General features: G+C 66.6%; 12 protein-coding genes. 10 read left to right on the forward strand and 2 right to left on the reverse strand.

Annotated features, from left to right (window positions below; genetic code table 11):
- The first annotated feature begins 3 nt into the window (after nucleotides 1–3).
- The 3 genes from AC1RHV_RS17395 to AC1RHV_RS17405 are packed head-to-tail and all read left to right on the forward strand — an operon-like array spanning nucleotide 4 to nucleotide 3,403.
- Nucleotides 4–1,119: a glycosyltransferase family 4 protein gene (locus AC1RHV_RS17395; protein WP_492301479.1), complete on the forward strand. Its 1,116-nt coding sequence runs from the start codon at nucleotides 4–6 to the stop codon at nucleotides 1,117–1,119.
- On the forward strand, nucleotides 1,116–2,273 hold the full coding sequence (locus AC1RHV_RS17400) for a glycosyltransferase family 4 protein (protein ID WP_492301480.1): 1,158 nt from the start codon (nucleotides 1,116–1,118) through the stop codon (nucleotides 2,271–2,273). The genes AC1RHV_RS17395 and AC1RHV_RS17400 overlap by 4 nt, the downstream gene beginning before the upstream one ends.
- The gene (locus AC1RHV_RS17405; protein WP_492301482.1) at nucleotides 2,270–3,403 is read left to right on the forward strand and encodes a glycosyltransferase family 4 protein; all 1,134 of its coding nucleotides are present in this window, start codon (nucleotides 2,270–2,272) and stop codon (nucleotides 3,401–3,403) included. Before AC1RHV_RS17400 ends, AC1RHV_RS17405 begins: the two co-directional genes overlap by 4 nt.
- 38 nt (nucleotides 3,404–3,441) lie before the next feature.
- On the opposite strand, the gene pgi is transcribed toward AC1RHV_RS17405, so the two are convergent.
- Both pgi and AC1RHV_RS17415 read right to left on the reverse strand, forming a co-directional pair.
- Nucleotides 3,442–4,995 carry a glucose-6-phosphate isomerase gene (gene pgi, locus AC1RHV_RS17410; protein WP_054451968.1) on the reverse strand — a complete coding sequence of 518 codons (1,554 nt, stop codon included), beginning with the start codon at nucleotides 4,993–4,995 and terminating at the stop codon, nucleotides 3,442–3,444.
- An 8-nt stretch (nucleotides 4,996–5,003) separates the two neighbouring features.
- Complete coding sequence (locus AC1RHV_RS17415; RefSeq protein ID WP_054451967.1) at nucleotides 5,004–6,395, reverse strand: phosphomannomutase/phosphoglucomutase; 1,392 nt, start codon at nucleotides 6,393–6,395, stop codon at nucleotides 5,004–5,006.
- A gap of 332 nt (nucleotides 6,396–6,727) precedes the next feature.
- On the opposite strand from AC1RHV_RS17415, the gene AC1RHV_RS17420 reads away from it, so the two are divergent.
- The 7 genes from AC1RHV_RS17420 (at nucleotide 6,728) to AC1RHV_RS17450 (ending at nucleotide 14,723) form a co-directional block, all read left to right on the forward strand.
- Complete coding sequence (locus AC1RHV_RS17420) at nucleotides 6,728–7,357, forward strand: BPTD_3102 family carboxylase-like protein (protein ID WP_119450307.1); 630 nt, start codon at nucleotides 6,728–6,730, stop codon at nucleotides 7,355–7,357.
- Between the two features lie 116 nt (nucleotides 7,358–7,473).
- Nucleotides 7,474–8,889 (forward strand): FAD-binding oxidoreductase, encoded by a 1,416-nt coding sequence (locus tag AC1RHV_RS17425; RefSeq protein ID WP_125470097.1) that lies wholly within the window; start codon nucleotides 7,474–7,476, stop codon nucleotides 8,887–8,889.
- A gap of 29 nt (nucleotides 8,890–8,918) precedes the next feature.
- A complete protein-coding gene (locus tag AC1RHV_RS17430; protein ID WP_492301484.1) occupies nucleotides 8,919–9,635 on the forward strand; it encodes a response regulator transcription factor in 717 nt (238 codons plus the stop codon).
- On the forward strand, nucleotides 9,632–11,002 hold the full coding sequence (locus AC1RHV_RS17435) for a sensor histidine kinase (protein ID WP_175161351.1): 1,371 nt from the start codon (nucleotides 9,632–9,634) through the stop codon (nucleotides 11,000–11,002). Before AC1RHV_RS17430 ends, AC1RHV_RS17435 begins: the two co-directional genes overlap by 4 nt.
- A gap of 62 nt (nucleotides 11,003–11,064) precedes the next feature.
- On the forward strand, nucleotides 11,065–11,799 hold the full coding sequence (locus AC1RHV_RS17440; RefSeq protein ID WP_492301486.1) for a phosphatase PAP2 family protein: 735 nt from the start codon (nucleotides 11,065–11,067) through the stop codon (nucleotides 11,797–11,799).
- A 155-nt stretch (nucleotides 11,800–11,954) separates the two neighbouring features.
- Nucleotides 11,955–12,683 carry a FadR/GntR family transcriptional regulator gene (locus tag AC1RHV_RS17445; protein WP_054451961.1) on the forward strand — a complete coding sequence of 243 codons (729 nt, stop codon included), beginning with the start codon at nucleotides 11,955–11,957 and terminating at the stop codon, nucleotides 12,681–12,683.
- Between the two features lie 144 nt (nucleotides 12,684–12,827).
- A complete protein-coding gene (locus AC1RHV_RS17450; protein ID WP_119450302.1) occupies nucleotides 12,828–14,723 on the forward strand; it encodes an LTA synthase family protein in 1,896 nt (631 codons plus the stop codon).
- The last annotated feature ends 356 nt before the right edge of the window (nucleotides 14,724–15,079 follow it).

Consider the following 15,079-nt stretch of genomic DNA (forward strand, 5'->3'; position numbering starts at 1 on the left):
CGCATGAAAATCTTGATGCTGGTCAGTTCCATGCACGCGGGCGGCGCCGAACGGGTCGCCGCCACGCTGGTCAACGCATGGGCCGAACGCGGGGATTCCGTCATTCTGACACCCACCTACTCGTCCAAGGGCAGCTGCTTCTATCCGCTGTCGGACAAGGTCGAACTGGCCTGGCTTGCGGATCTGGCAGGCACGCGTGCGTCGGGAGCCATGGCCGCATTCAAGCGTTTGCTCGCGCTGCGCAAACACATCCGCGATTCAAAACCGGACGTGGTGGTGTCCTTCCTGACCAACGTCAATGTGGCCGCCATACTGGCTTCCCTGGGATTGAAGGCGCCGCTCATCGTTTGCGAGCGCACCAATCCGGTGGCCGAAACCACGACGGGAACGGTGTGGCGCAAGCTGCGCCGCATCCTGTATCCCCGCGCCGACATGGTGACGGTGCAGGCGGAGGATACCGCCGGCCCGTTCGCGCGGCAGGTGCCGGGCATCAAGCGTCTGGCCGTGATTCCCAATCCTTTGCCCGCGCCCTTGCTGGATGCGCCGCTGGTGCCGCAGCGTGAAGATGGCGCTCCCCGTGAACTGCTCGCAATGGGACGCCTGGTCACCGATAAGCAGTTCGACCTGCTGATCGATGTATTCGCGCAATTGGCGCCCGACTTCCCGGACTGGAATCTGCGCATCTGGGGCGAAGGCCCCGAGCGCGGCGCGCTGGAGCAGCAGGTCGCGCGCCTGGGCCTGCAGTCGCGCATCAGCCTGCCCGGCCGCACCGAGGCGCCTTGGGATGAACTGGCGCGAGGCCAGGCCTTCGTGCTGAGTTCGTTGGTGGAAGGCTTCCCCAATGTGCTGCTGGAAGCCATGTCGTTGGGCCTGCCCTGCGTGGCGTTCGATTGTCCCAGCGGACCGCGCGAGATGACGCGCAACGGCGAGGATGCCCTGTTGGTGCCCGCCGGCAATCGCGATGCCCTGCGCGAGGCCTTGCGCCGCTTGTTGGGCGATGCCTCCCTGCGTCAGCAACTGGGCATGCGCGGCGCTGCCGCGGTGCGCCAGCGTTATGCGCTGGCCAGCGTCCTGGCGGAATGGGATGAACTGTTCGATGCCGTGCGGGAGGGACGATGAGCGCCCGGCGGCTGCGTGTCCTGCACATCATCACCGGCCTGGGGCAGGGCGGGGCCGAATCCGTGCTGTTCCGCCTGGCGACCTATCCCGGGGCTGACGTGGAGCATGTCGTCGTGTCGCTGACGGACGAAGGCATCTATGGCGAGCGTCTGCGCGCGGCAGGCGTCGCCGTGCATACGCTGGCCATGAAGCGCGGACGAGTCAGCCTGGGCGGCTTCCTGGCGCTGCGCTCGCTGATCGCGACGACGCGTCCCGATGCGGTGCAGACCTGGATGTACCACGCCGATTTGATCGGCGGCCTGGCGGCGCGCCTGGCGGGCGTGCGCGCCATCGCCTGGGGCATCCGCAATTCGGGCGAACACCTGGAGCGCAGCAGCCGCTCGGCTCGCCTGGTGCTGCGGGCCTGCGCGCTGCTGTCGGGCCGCATACCGAAGGCCATCGTGTGCGCCGCCCAGAAGTCGGCGCAGCGTCATGCCGACAAAGGCTATGACCGCGAACGCATGGTGGTCATCGCCAATGGCTATGACCTGTCGCGCTATGCGCCGAATGATGAAGCCCGGCAGCGGGTGCGCGCGCAATGGGGTTTGCCGCAGGACCTGCCGGCCATTGGTTGCGTGGCCCGCTGGGATCCGCTCAAGGACCACGCCAACCTGCTGCGCGCCGTCGCCGCGCTGGTGCGCGACGGGCGCGACGCGGGACTGCGCTGCGTGCTGATTGGCCGCGGCATGGATCCCGCAAACACCGAGCTGGCGTCCTTGATCGACAGGCTGGGCCTGCGCGACCGGCTGGTGCTGGCGGGTCCAAGCGACGACGTGCCCGCCGCAATGAACGGGCTGGACCTGCATGTCCTGTCCAGCTGCGCGGAAGGCTTTCCCAACGTGGTGGCCGAAGCCATGGCCTGCGGCGTCTACTGCGTCGTGACGGACGTGGGCGACGCGGCCTTTATCGTGGGCGATGCCGGCGTGGTTGTGCCGCCGGAGCAGCCCGAGGCTCTGGCCCGCGGCATTGAGACGGCCCTGTGCGAAGTGGCCTCGCGCGGCCGCATGCGCGCGGGCGAAGCGGGCCGCGCCCGCGTGCTGGAAAATTTCGACCTGGCTCGCATGGTGCAAAGCTATATCGCGGTGTGGCGCCGCATCTCGGGAGTCAAAGCATGAGCGCAGGGCGCCGCCTGCTGTTTGTCGTCAACAATCCGGCCTTCTTCATGTCGCACCGCGTGCCCGTGGCGCTGGCCGCGCAACAGGCGGGCTACGAGGTGCATGTCGCCACCATGGACGGTCCGGCCGTGGCCGACATCCAGGCGTTGGGCATGACGCATCACGCCATACCGATGACGCGCAGCGGCAAGCATCCCTTGCAGGAGCTGGGTACGCTGCTGGCCCTGATACGGCTGTTCCGGCATCTGCGGCCGCAGATCGTGCATCTGGTCACGATCAAGCCCGTGCTCTATGGCGGCATCGCTGCCCGTCTGACGCACGTGCCGGGCATGGTAGCGGCGATTTCCGGCCTGGGCTTCGTGTTCCTGTCCAATTCGCTGAAGATGAAGCTGGTGCGCGCCGTGGTGGCGCGCCTGTATCGACTGGCGCTGGGCCATCCCAATAGCCGCGTGATCTTCCAGAACGCCAGCGACCGCGATTTGCTCAAGTCGTTGGGTGCGGTGCGCGATGCCCAGGTCGTCATGATCCGGGGCGCCGGCGTGGACTTGAATGCGTATCGGGCCCAGCCGGAACCGCCGGCGCCGCCGGTCGTGGTCACCATGGTGGCTCGATTGCTGCGCGACAAGGGCGTGCAGGAATTCGTGCAGGCGGCCAGGCTGCTGCGCGAGCGCGGCTTGCCTGTCACGATGCAGTTGGTCGGCGGCGTGGACGCTGGCAATCCGGCCTCGGCGACGCAGGACGAGGTGGACGCCTGGCAGCAGGAAGGCTGCGTGCGCGCACTAGGCGAACGTTCCGACGTGGCCGCGTTGTACGCCGCCTCGCATATCGCCGTGCTGCCTTCCTATCGCGAAGGCCTGCCCAAGTCGCTGATCGAGGCCGCGGCCTGCGCGCGCGCGGTCGTGACCACCGACGTGCCGGGTTGCCGCGATGCGATCGAACCGGGCGAAACCGGACTGCTGGTGCCGGTGCGCGATGCGCAGGCGCTGGCGGACGCCATTGCCCGTCTGGCCGAGGATCCGGCCTTGCGGCAGTCCATGGGCGCCGCCGGCAGGGCGCTGGCCGAGCGCGAGTTCAACATCGATCGCGTGGCGCGCATCCACGTGGAAATCTACGACGCGCTCAGCGCCTGAAATGGAAGCGCCGGCGCCGGCAAGGCGCCGGTTCGCGCTTAAGGACGGCGCGTGATCGCGTCGATCCAGTAGCGGGTGGAGGGATCCTGCTGGCTGGCTTGCTGCGAATTCAACTCGTGCATGATGCCCTTGGCCAAGGCCTTGCCGAATTCAACGCCCCATTGGTCGAAGGGGTTGATGCCCCATACTACGCCCTGGGTGAACACCTTGTGCTCGTACAGCGCCAGCAGCGCACCCAGGGTATAGGCCTCCAGGTGGGGCAGCACGATGAGCGAGGAGGGCCGTCCGCCCGGATGGACGCGGTGCTGCGCCAACAGCCGGGCGCGGTCGGGATCGCTTTCAATCGCCGAGGTTTCGGCCAGCGCTTCCTCGAAGGACTTGCCACGCAGCAGCGCGGAACGCTGTGCCAGGCAGTTGGCGATCAGCAGCTCGTGGTGGCGCGCGTAGGCGTGGTCGGGTTTTTCGCACAGGATGAAGTCGACGGGAGCGCCCCGGGTGTCCTGGTGCAGCCACTGGAAGAAGGTGTGCTGGCAATCGGTGCCCGACATGCCCCAGACGGCCGGGCCGGTGGGCACGCCGGCCGGGCTGCCGTCGGCGGTGGCGACCTTGCCCAGCGATTCCATTTCCAGCTGCTGGGCCCAGGGCACGATGTGATAGAGCCGCGAATCGTAGGGTGCAATCACCAGTGAATCGTAGCCCAGCACGCTGCGGTTTACGACGCCGGCCAGCGCCAGCTGGACGGGCGCGTTTTCCTCGATGGGCGCGGTGCGGAAATGCTCGTCCATGGCGGCGGCGCCCGCCAGTAGTTGGTCAAAGGAGTCTGTGCCCAGCGCCAGTGCGACCGGCAGGCTGATCGCCGACCATAGCGAATAGCGTCCGCCCACCCAATCCCAGATCTGGAAAATGTGATCGGGCAGGATGCCCAGGTTCAAGGCCGCCTCGACGTTGGCGGTGACCGCCACGACCTGTCTGATCGGATCCGCCACGCCGGCATCGCGCAGCCAGTTCATGGCGACCTCGGCATTGGCCAGCGGCTCAGTGGTGGTGAACGACTTGGAGGCGACAATGACCAAGGTGTCGTGCGGATCCAGGCGGCTCATCGCGTCCGCGACCGAATGCGAATCCACGTTGGAGGCGAAACGCACTTCGCGCCGCGCGCCGCCGTGGCGCAGGGCGCGCGTGACCAGCCGGGGCCCCCAGTCGCTGCCGCCTATGCCCAGGTGCAGCACGCTGCCATAGCGCCCGGCCGCGTCGGCCTGGCGCACGAATTCGCGCATGCGCTCGCGTTCGCCGAGGACGGACTTGGCCACCCTGGCGGGCGGCTGGGGGGCGCGTAGCGCGGTGTGCCAGGCGGCGCGTTGTTCGGTCCAGTTTGCGTTGCCGCCGTCGAACAGGCAGGACCGGGCAGCGTCGAAACCCTGTTGTTCAAGTAGGGCTGCCTCGGCCTTTTGCAGGTCCGGTGAATACGCCTGCGCGCTCAGGTCCAGGCGTAGGCCGGGGGCATTGAGGACACGCAATTGTTCGCCGCTGCGCGGCGCGGCGTTTGTGGCCGCGAGGAACTGTTGCCAGGCTGGGCTGTTCGATAAGGACATAGGCAAAACTAGAAAGGCAGATCGGCTTGCGGCGCGAGTTTGCTCAGTTCGCGGCGGAAGTCGGCTTGTATGCGTTCCAGCGCGGCGGGCGTTTGCGCTTCGAAACGCAGCACGACCACCGGCGTAGTGTTCGAGGGGCGCGCCAGGCCGAAGCCGTCAGGATATTCCGCGCGCACGCCATCAATCGTGATCACGCGATTCGCGCCGGGGAATTGCCCTTGCTCCTGCAAGGCCTGGACCAGGGTGAAGGGCTGGCCTTCCTCCATTTCCAGCTTCAGTTCGGGGGTGGAAACGTCTTGCGGCAGGGCTTCCAGCACGGCGCAGGGATCGGCGTCGCGCGACACGATCTCGAGCAGGCGCGCGCCAGTATAGAGCCCGTCATCGAAGCCGTACCAGCGCTCCTTGAAGAAGATGTGGCCGCTCATCTCGCCGGCCAGCGGGGCGCCGGTCTCGGCCAGCTTCGCCTTCACCAGCGAATGGCCGGTCTTCCACATCAGCGGCACGCCGCCGGCGGCTTCGACCGACAGGCCCACGTGGCGGCTGCACTTCACGTCATAGATGATGGTGGCGCCCGGATTGCGGTCCAGCACGTCGCGGGCGAACAGCACCAGTTGGCGGTCCGGCCAGACAATCTGGCCCGATTTCGTCACCACGCCCAGGCGGTCGCCGTCGCCGTCAAAAGCCAGGCCCAGTTCGCAGTCGGTCTCGGCCACGCACTTGATCAGGTCCTGCAGGTTCTTGGGTTCGGCGGGATCGGGATGGTGGTTGGGGAAGGTGCCGTCCACTTCGCAGAACAGCTCGGTGACCTCGCAGCCCAGGGCGCGGAACAGCGCCGGGGCGACCGCGCCGGCCACGCCGTTGCCGCAGTCGATGGCGATTTTCATGGGCCGCGCCAGCTTGATGCCGGACGCGACGCGCGCGATGTAGGACGCCACCAGGTCCAGCTGGCGGCGCACGCCGGGCCGGGCCGCCGGGGCGCTGGCAGGGCCGTTCATGCTGGCAGCCAGCGCCTGAACGTCCTCGCCGTAGAGCGCGCGGCCACCCATCATCATCTTGAAGCCGTTGTACTTGGGCGGGTTGTGGCTGCCGGTGATGGCGACGCCCGATCCCGTTTGCATGACGTTGGCGGCGAAATAGACCAGCGGCGTGGGCACCATGCCGATGTCCAGCGTGTCCACTCCGCCTTCCAGCATGCCTTCCTGCAGCGCCACCGACAGCATCTCGCTGCTCAGGCGGCCGTCGCGGCCGACGACCAGGGTCTGCACGCCTTGTTCGCGCGCGCGGGCTGCCAGCGCCACGCCCAAGGCGCGGGCGAAGCGGGCGTCGATCAGGTCGGGCACGGTGCCACGGATGTCATAGGCCTTGAAGACCGAGCCCGGAAATTGCGTGTTGTTGCCCACGACGGTTCCTTGGATGTTGGGTTCCAGCTCGGGTTCTGAAGCGGATTCTGGTAAACCCGCATATCAAAACGCGCCTGGCTAGGGATTAAACCGGAATTATCCCCCATTGGCGCTCCCCCTTCATCCGGCAGACGGCGTAGGGCTTTTTCCCTTCTTGCACCGTGGCGGGACGTCCGCCCTGATCTGGTGCGCCCACGGGCTCCCACGCGTGTTTCCGGTGCGGCGGCAGGCCGCGCTACGGGGTTTGCCCAGTGGGCTGGGCATGGCACAAAACTTGCTCGTCCTCCGAAGGTGATACGCTTGCTATGCAAGCAGAAAGACCGGGAGGGGCCATGGGCGCCAAAGTTTCTACTGTCATGTCATCCAGGGGCGCCTCAAACCGGCGGGGCCCGCCCACGGATCACGCCGGGCCGGCCGCAGGCCGCGAGCGCCGGCTCGACATTCACGTGTTCGTTTCCGAGGCGGGCGGCCTGGCCACGGGCCGGGCCTGGGAACGCTGCGTATGGCGCGACGCCCGCGTGCTGATCGCCGAGTGTCCGGCGCCTCATCTGCCGGCCTCCGTGGAAAGCGCGTTGCGCGCCGTCGCCGCCGACGTGGCGCGAGATCGCGGCTGGCAGGGCATGGGTACTGTCGCTTTCGCGCTGGACGATCGCAGCGGCGTGTTCCGCGTGATCGACGCCCAGGCGCAGGCACATGCGGGCACGGCCGTGCATGACTGCGAACCGGTCGCTGCCCATGCGCTGGAACTGCGCATCGATGGTTGCGTGGACCGCCGCCTGCCGTGCACGCGGCTGCTGGTGTGCGGCGCGACCCGGGGCGAGGTGCTGCGCCGCGCCTACCGCGCGCTGTCGGAAATGCCCGGCCCCGCGGGCGTGGACCGGGCCTTCCTGATGAACCGCATCGCCTCGCGGGCCTATTGTTCGGGCCTGACGGGTACGCGGCTGGATCAGGCCGTCGGCTGAAAGGCTCTGCCGGCGGGTGCGGCATGCCCGCCGTGCTGTCACCCGGGCGCTCACCCCCTACAATAGACCGCACACTCCCAGCCTGGGCTCGCCCCAGGCGCTACTTGTGCCGCGCTATGACCTTGCTGAGCGATCTACAGTCCCTTCTGGGCGCATCCCACGTGCTGACGGGCACGGACGCCGACACGTATGTGCTGGATTGGCGCCGCCGTTATCGAGGCGCCGCGCTGGCGGTTATCCGTCCCGGCTCGACCGGAGAAGTGGCGGCGGCCGTCAAACTGTGCGCTACCCATGGGGTGCCGGTGGTGCCGCAAGGCGGAAACACGGGCCTGTGCGGAGGCGCCACGCCTGACCTGTCCGGCAGCGCGGTGATCCTGTCCACCACCCGCCTGACAGCGGTGCGCGCACTGGATACCGACAACGACACGATCACCGTGGAAGCGGGCTGCGTGCTGCAGGCCGTACAGGAGGCCGCAGCCGCGGCGGGCCGGCTGTTTCCACTGAGCCTGGCCGCCGAAGGCAGCTGCACCATAGGCGGCAACCTGGCGACCAATGCCGGCGGCACCCAGGTGCTGCGCTACGGCAACACGCGTGAACTGACTCTTGGCCTGGAGGTCGTGACCGCCGAAGGCGAGATCTGGCACGGCCTGCGCGGCCTGCGCAAGGACAACACCGGCTACGATTTGCGCGACCTGTACATCGGCAGCGAAGGCACGCTGGGTATCATCACCGCAGCCACGCTGAAACTGTTTCCCAGGCCCGTGGCTTCATGCACGGCATTGCTGACCCTGGACGGCATCGATCAGGCCGTCGAGCTGCTGTCGCGCGCCCGGGCGGGCTTTGGCGCGGCGCTGACCGGCTTTGAACTGATGAGCGGTGCCTGCCTGCAGTCGGTCGTTCGACTATTCCCGCAGCAGCGCCTGCCCTTCGAGGGGGATTCCGCCGCATCGCCATGGTTCGCCCTGCTTGAGCTGTCCGACAGCGAAAGCGAGGCGCACGCGCGCGAACGCTTCGAGACCGTATTAGGCGAGGCCATCGAAAGCGGGCTCGTGAACGATGCAGCCATTGCCGCGAATGTGGCGCAAAGCAAGGCGCTGTGGCACTTGCGCGAAAGTATTCCGCTGGCCGAAGCGGAGCTGGGCAAGTCGGTCAAGCATGACGTGTCGATCCCGATCTCTGCCATCGCCGGCTTCGTGCACAAGACCAACGCCTTGCTGCAGGCGCGATTTCCTGGCGTGCGCCATGTGATCTTCGGGCACCTGGGCGACGGCAATCTGCACTACAACGTGGCCCATGCGCCGGGGCAGACCGAGGCCGAGCTGCTGGCGCTGCAAGGCGACATCTACGGCGTGGTGCACGACAGCGTGCACGCGCACCATGGTTCGATCAGCGCGGAACATGGCGTCGGGCAGCTCAAGATCGACGAACTGCCGCGCTACAAGAGCGCCATCGAACTGGATCTGATGCGCAGAATAAAGCGAGCGTTGGACCCGCAAGGGCTGATGAATCCGGGCAAGGTACTGCGGGCCTGAGGTGGCGCGCACGAAAGGGAATCGCAACCATGGCAACCAGTCCCGCGGCGGGCGCGAATTACAGGGTATTGATCGTCGAGGATGATCCGGTCATCTCGGGCAATCTGTACACCTTCCTGGAAGCGCGCGGCTTTCTGCCCGATGCCGCCTACTCGGGGCCGGCCGCGCTGGAGCGGCTGAAGGAGCAGCGCTTCGACGCCCTGATCCTGGATATCGGCCTGCCGGGCATGGACGGAAACGCAGTGCTGCACACGCTGCGAAACGACATGCGCGCGGATGTTCCGGTGCTGATGCTGACGGCGCGCGACAGCCTGGAAGACAAGCTGGCCGGGTTCTCGCATGGCGCGGACGACTACCTGACCAAGCCTTTCGCGCTGCTGGAAGTGGAAGCGCGCCTGGTGGCGCTTATCCAGCGCGCCAAGGGCGCGACAGTGGACTCGGTGCGGGCCTTTGGCTCCCTGTCCTACGATACCCGCAACCGTGCGGTGTCGGTCAACGGCAGCCCCGTGCACCTCACACGCAAGGCCAGCCTCATCATCGAGGCGCTGCTGCGCGATCCCGGCAGGGTGGTGTCGCGCGAGGAGCTGGAGTCCACGCTGTGGGGCAACGAGCCGCCTTCGTCCGATGCTTTGCGCAGCCAGGTCCACTTGTTGCGGCGTGCGCTGGCCGATGCCGGTTTCGACGGTATCGAAACCATTCACGGCACCGGCTGGCGCCTCACGCTGGAAGCCGGGGCGACAAGATGAGCGGCATTTCGTCGGCGTCTGCGGGGGGTACGCTGACCCAGCGCGTGGTCTGGGCGTTGACCGGAACCGTGGCGTTGTTCGTGACGGCGCTGGCCCTGCTGGCCTACCTGACCTTCGATCAGATGGAAGACGATCTGGTCAACGACATCCTCAACACCGAAATGGACCGGCTGGTGCAGCACGCCCGGGTCAGCGACGGTTTCCTGCCGCGCGAAGGTGTGCGCGAACTGGGCGGTTCGATGCGCGCCTGGGTCAGCTTGGACGGCAATCGGCCCGCCGACATGCCGCCGGAAATCGAGTCTCTGGATAGCGGCCTGCATTTGGTGGAGCCGGGCGCCTACACCTGGCACGTGATGGTGGCCGAAACAGGACGGGCCAAGGTGTACCTGCTGTACGACGCCACCGAGAACGAAGGGCGGGTGCATGACTTCGGCCTGATCGTGCTGGGCGTGGGCGCCATTTGCGTGGTGGGCGCCTATGCGTTGTCACGGCGCGTGGCGGCCATCGCGGTCGGTCCGTTGCTGGACCTGACCGACCGGCTGGCCACCTGGGCGCCGGGGTCGCCCGATATGGCAGTGACGCGCGACGACGAGGCGGGCCGGCTGATAGAGGCCTTCAACCGGGTGCAGAACCAGGTGGACAGGTCGATTGCGCGCGAGCGCGAATTCGCGGGCAATCTCAGCCACGAGGTGCGCACGCCCTTGGCCGCGATCCGCTCGGACAGCGAGTTGATGCTGCTGACCCAGGTATTGACTCCGGACCAACGCCAGCGGCTGACTCGCGTGGTGGACAACGTGGACGATGTCATCGTGTCGCTGGAGAGCGCACGCTCCATGGCGCGGGACGAACTGCGCCCGGCGGAGTCCGTCGATCTCGGCGAATGCATGGACAACGCCTGGCGCGGGTACGAAACCCAGGCGGGGTTGACCGGGCTCGGTTTCGAAAACCGGATCGCCGCCGGTCAGGTTCGCATGCTGGATCGCTATGCCTTGTTGACCGTGTTGCGCAACCTGATCCGCAACGCGGTGGAACACGCCGCGCCCGCGACGCTGACCGCCAGCATGGCGGCCGACGGCGCGCTGGAGCTGCGCGACGATGGCAAAGGCATTGCCGCCGACGATCTGCCCTTCCTGTTCCGCCGCTATTACAGCGGCCGCATGCGGGATTCGGGCGCGGGCGGCCCCGACGAGACGGCGCGCGGTCTGGGACTGGCGATCGCCAAGCGCGTCTGCGATATGCAGGGCTGGTCGCTGACGGTCGATTCTTCGCGCCAGGGCGAGCAGCGCGGCACCTGCTTCACGCTGCGTTTTGAGGCCGCTGAGGGGCATGCGATGGCGGCGGCCGGCGGGGCGCAAGGTCAAATTTGACGAAAGTTTGACTGTCGGCGGCCTAAGCTGCCCGTTTGCCTGACGGACATCCTGTCGCCACCATGCCGCCTTTATCGCCGCCCGCGTTGCGCAAGCCGACGCCGGCATCGTATCTGTCGATCCATGTTTTTGCGATCACGCTTGCGCTGGCCTGCCTGGCTTGGTGGGCCAATGTCTCAGGATTGGATATGCGCATCGCCCGAGCGCTGTTCGATCCGGCGCTGGACGATTTTCCGCTGCGTCTGAACCGTTGGCTGGATCTGATCGGGCATCGCATGGTGTTGGCCCTGCCTATCGGGATAGGACTGGCCGCGGTGGGCGTGGCGGCGGCAAGCTATCGCATTCCGGCCTGGCGGCCGTGGCGCGGACCGGCGCTGGTGCTGGCGGCAACTTGCCTGACCGGGCAGGTGCTGGTGAACCAACTGAAGCACTACACGACGCTGCCCCGTCCCTATGATCTGGACTCCCTGGGCGGCTACACCCCTTATCCGTCGTACTGGTGGACCTGGGTGCGGGCAGGAGGGGGCGGCGCTTTGCCCAGCGGTCATGCGGGCGCGGGCTATTCGATGTTGACCCTGTATTTCCTGGGCTGGGCGTTGGGGCGTCCGGCATGGCGCAGGTGGGGGCTGGCAGCGGGTATCGCGGGAGGAGTGGGTTTTTCCACGGTGCGTATCTTGCAGGGCGCCCATTTTCTCAGTCAGACGCTCTGGTCCGCTACCTTGATGTGGTTCCTGGCGGCCCTGTTTTTCTATCCCCTCATCGTTGCGCGTCCGGCCGTCTCGGGCTTGAACCATTAGCCGTGGGACTCCCGGGACGGTTGCTCCGGGCGAAACGGCGGCATGCTGCGCGTCGCCGGCGCCATTCTGGCGCGCGGACTCGATACCGGCCCAAAGTACAATGAGCGGCGACGCTCGGTCCCCGGCCGCGCTCAACTGTTTTCGGATCCTAGCCAATGAATGTTCCCGCCGATACTCCCGTCACGCCGCGGCGTCGTCCCCGGAACCTGGCTCAGGGGCTGGTCGAGAGCATCACGGAACGCATCCGTGGCGGGGACATCCGGCCCGGCGAAAAATTGCCGACGGAATCCGAGATCATGCGCCAGTTCGGCGTCAGCCGTACGGTGGTGCGCGAAGCCCTGTCGCGACTGCAGGCTTCGGGCCTGGTAGAGACGCATCACGGCGTGGGGACATATGCGCTGGAGCCCAGCGGCGGCGGGGATTTCCGCGTGGATCCTGCCGACATCGCCACGGTGCGCGATGTGCTGGTGCTGTTGGAGCTGCGCATCTGCCTGGAAAGCGAGGCTGCCGGCCTGGCTGCGGCCAGGCGCAGCCCGGAGCAGTTGCATGAGATGCGGCGCGCGCTGGAGGCCTTCAAGAGCGCGCTGGAAAACGACGGGGACACCGTCACGCCGGACTTCCAGTTCCATCTGCTGGTCGCGCAAGCCACGGACAACCGCTATTTCGCGGATCTGATGTCGCATCTGGGTTCGGCCATCATTCCACGCACGCGGATCAATTCGGCAAAGTTCGCACACGAGGACCGCGCCGCCTACCTGGCGCGTGTGAACCTCGAGCACGAAGACATCTACAGTGCGATCCAGCGCCAGGACGCGGAGGCCGCGCGCGCAGCCATGCGCACGCATCTGAGCAACAGCCGCGAGCGGCTGCGGCGCGCCCAGTAAGAGCGGCCGCGGAATCGTCCCAAACCGCGTTAACCTTTGCGCGTTTTCCAATTTCGAACCACGAGGCGGCATGGCTCTGCTCGGCATATACAGCGGCATTCTTTCATCTGAGCAGGCGTTGCGGCGCCAGGGGGAGGTGCTCGCATGCGCCGTCTGACTCTGCGGTTCATCATTGCGGTCCTGGCGCTGCTGACGCTGTCGCGGCTGGGGCTGGCCTTCTGGATGTGGGACCGGGTGGAGGCGGCAGGGGGGCTGGGGCCGCTGCTGCTGGGCGGCCTGCGCATCGACGTCTGCCTGATGTCCATGGTGATCGCGCTGCCGGCGGTGTTTTCGCCCTGGTTCGGGCATCGGCCGCTGGCCGCCCGCATCACCGCCTGGTGGTTCCGCGCCTGGTGGATGCTGTTCGTGCTGCTGGAGGTTTCCACGCCGCAGTTCATCGCGGAATACGATACGCGGCCAAACCGGCTTTATTTCATCTATCTGCTCAATCCGAAGGAAGTCGGTTCGATGCTGTGGCAGGGCTACAAGGGCGTGCTGCTGGCGGCCTTTGTGGTGCTGGTGCTGGCGGCCTGGCTGTCGGTCCGCCTGTTTCCGACCCGCACGCGCGACCCCTTCATGTCGTGGTGGAAACGGCCGGTGGCTTCATTCGTGATCCTGGCGCTGGTGTTCCTGGGCGCGCGCGGCACGCTGGAGCATCGTCCGATCAATCCGGCCAAGGTTGCCTACAGTTCGGACGCCATGGTCAACGCGCTGGCGCTGAATTCGCTGTATAGCGTGTTCGATGCCGCCTACCGCATGCGCGATGAGCGTTCCTCGGCCGCGATGTATCCCAGGATGGCTGTGGACGAAATGAATGCCATTGTGCGAGAGAAGGCGGGACTGACGGGGGCGCCGCTGGATGCGCGCTATCCCAGCCTGCATGAGCAGAAGGCGACGGTGCGCCGGGACAAGCCGCTGAATCTGGTCATCATCCTGCAGGAAAGCCTGGGCGCGCAGTATGTGGGCAGCCTGGGCGGGCGTGACCTGACGCCCAATATCGACCGGCTGGGCAAGGAAGGCTGGATGTTCCACCGTGCCTATGCGACGGGCACGCGTTCGGTGCGGGGCATCGAGGCGGTGACGGCGGGGTTCCTGCCCAGCGTGGCCGACGCGGTGGTGAAGCTGCCGCGTTCGCAGACGGGTTTCTTCACGCTGGCGCAGGTGTTGGGCAAGCATGGCTACCATTCGCGTTTCGTGTACGGGGGCGAGTCGCACTTCGACAATATGCGGGCCTTTTTCCTGGGCAACGGTTTCGACGAAATCGTGGATCGTCCCAAGTTCGTGAATCCGGTGTTCGAGGGGTCGTGGGGAGCGTCGGACGAGGACATGTTCAATCAGGTGGACCGGCTGCTGCGCGCGGATGGCGACAAGCCGGTGTTCACGCTGGCATTCTCGGTGACGAACCATTCGCCGTGGGAGTATCCGGAAGGGCGCATCAAGCCGGTGGGCGATCCGGCGACGGTGGATAACACTGTGCGCTATGCGGACTGGGCGCTGGGGCAGTTCTTCGACAAGGCGCGCAAGGCGCCGTACTGGGACAACACGGTGTTCCTGGTGATTGCAGATCACGATTCGCGTGTTTACGGTTCCATTCCGGTGCCGGTGCGGCATTTCCAGATTCCTGCGCTGATTCTGGGGGCGGGGATTGCGCCTCGGCAGGATGAACGGTTGGTCAGCCAGATCGATATGGCGCCTACCATGCTGTCCTTGATGGGCCTGGACAATGTGAATCCGATGCTGGGCGTGGACCTGACGCAGCGGGATCCTGATCGGGCGATGATGCAGTACGCGGATAATTTCGGGTATTTGCGGGGGGATCAGCTGCTGGTGCTGGAGCCTTCGAAGGCGCCGCGGCAGTTCAGGTATGAGGCTGCGCCTGTGGGGCGGGATGAGGTTTATGCGCCGGTGGAACCTTTGGATCCTCGGCTCTCGGAAGAGGCTTTGGCGCATGCTTTGTGGGCTAGTTGGGCTTATCGGGAAGAGCGGTATCGGTTGCCTTGATGGCGGCGTGGTTTGTGCGGGATGCTGCTGGTTCTTAAGACGCTTGGGGCGTTGGGGGCCTGGGGCGCGCGGGGCAACGATTGCGGTCCGGAGCCTTCGCTCCGGACTTCCCCGTCGTCATCTTCGTCAAGGCCTTCGGCCTTTCCTTCAGGTTCCCTCGGGCTTATCGACGCCCCGCGCGCCCCAGGCCCCCAACGCCCCAAGCTTCGGTTTATGAAACTTTACCGTCGCGGGGGTGGGTGGTTTGCTTGGCGTGCTTGCCGCGGGCGGCGGGGCGGTGGAAGATTTTGCGGTGCCCGCTCGATCAGGCCGCCCGGGCGGCCTGATCGAGCATACGCGGTGTCTTGCGCTGTGTT

It is taken from the genome of Achromobacter sp. GW823-FHT04E03 (assembly GCF_058796095.1).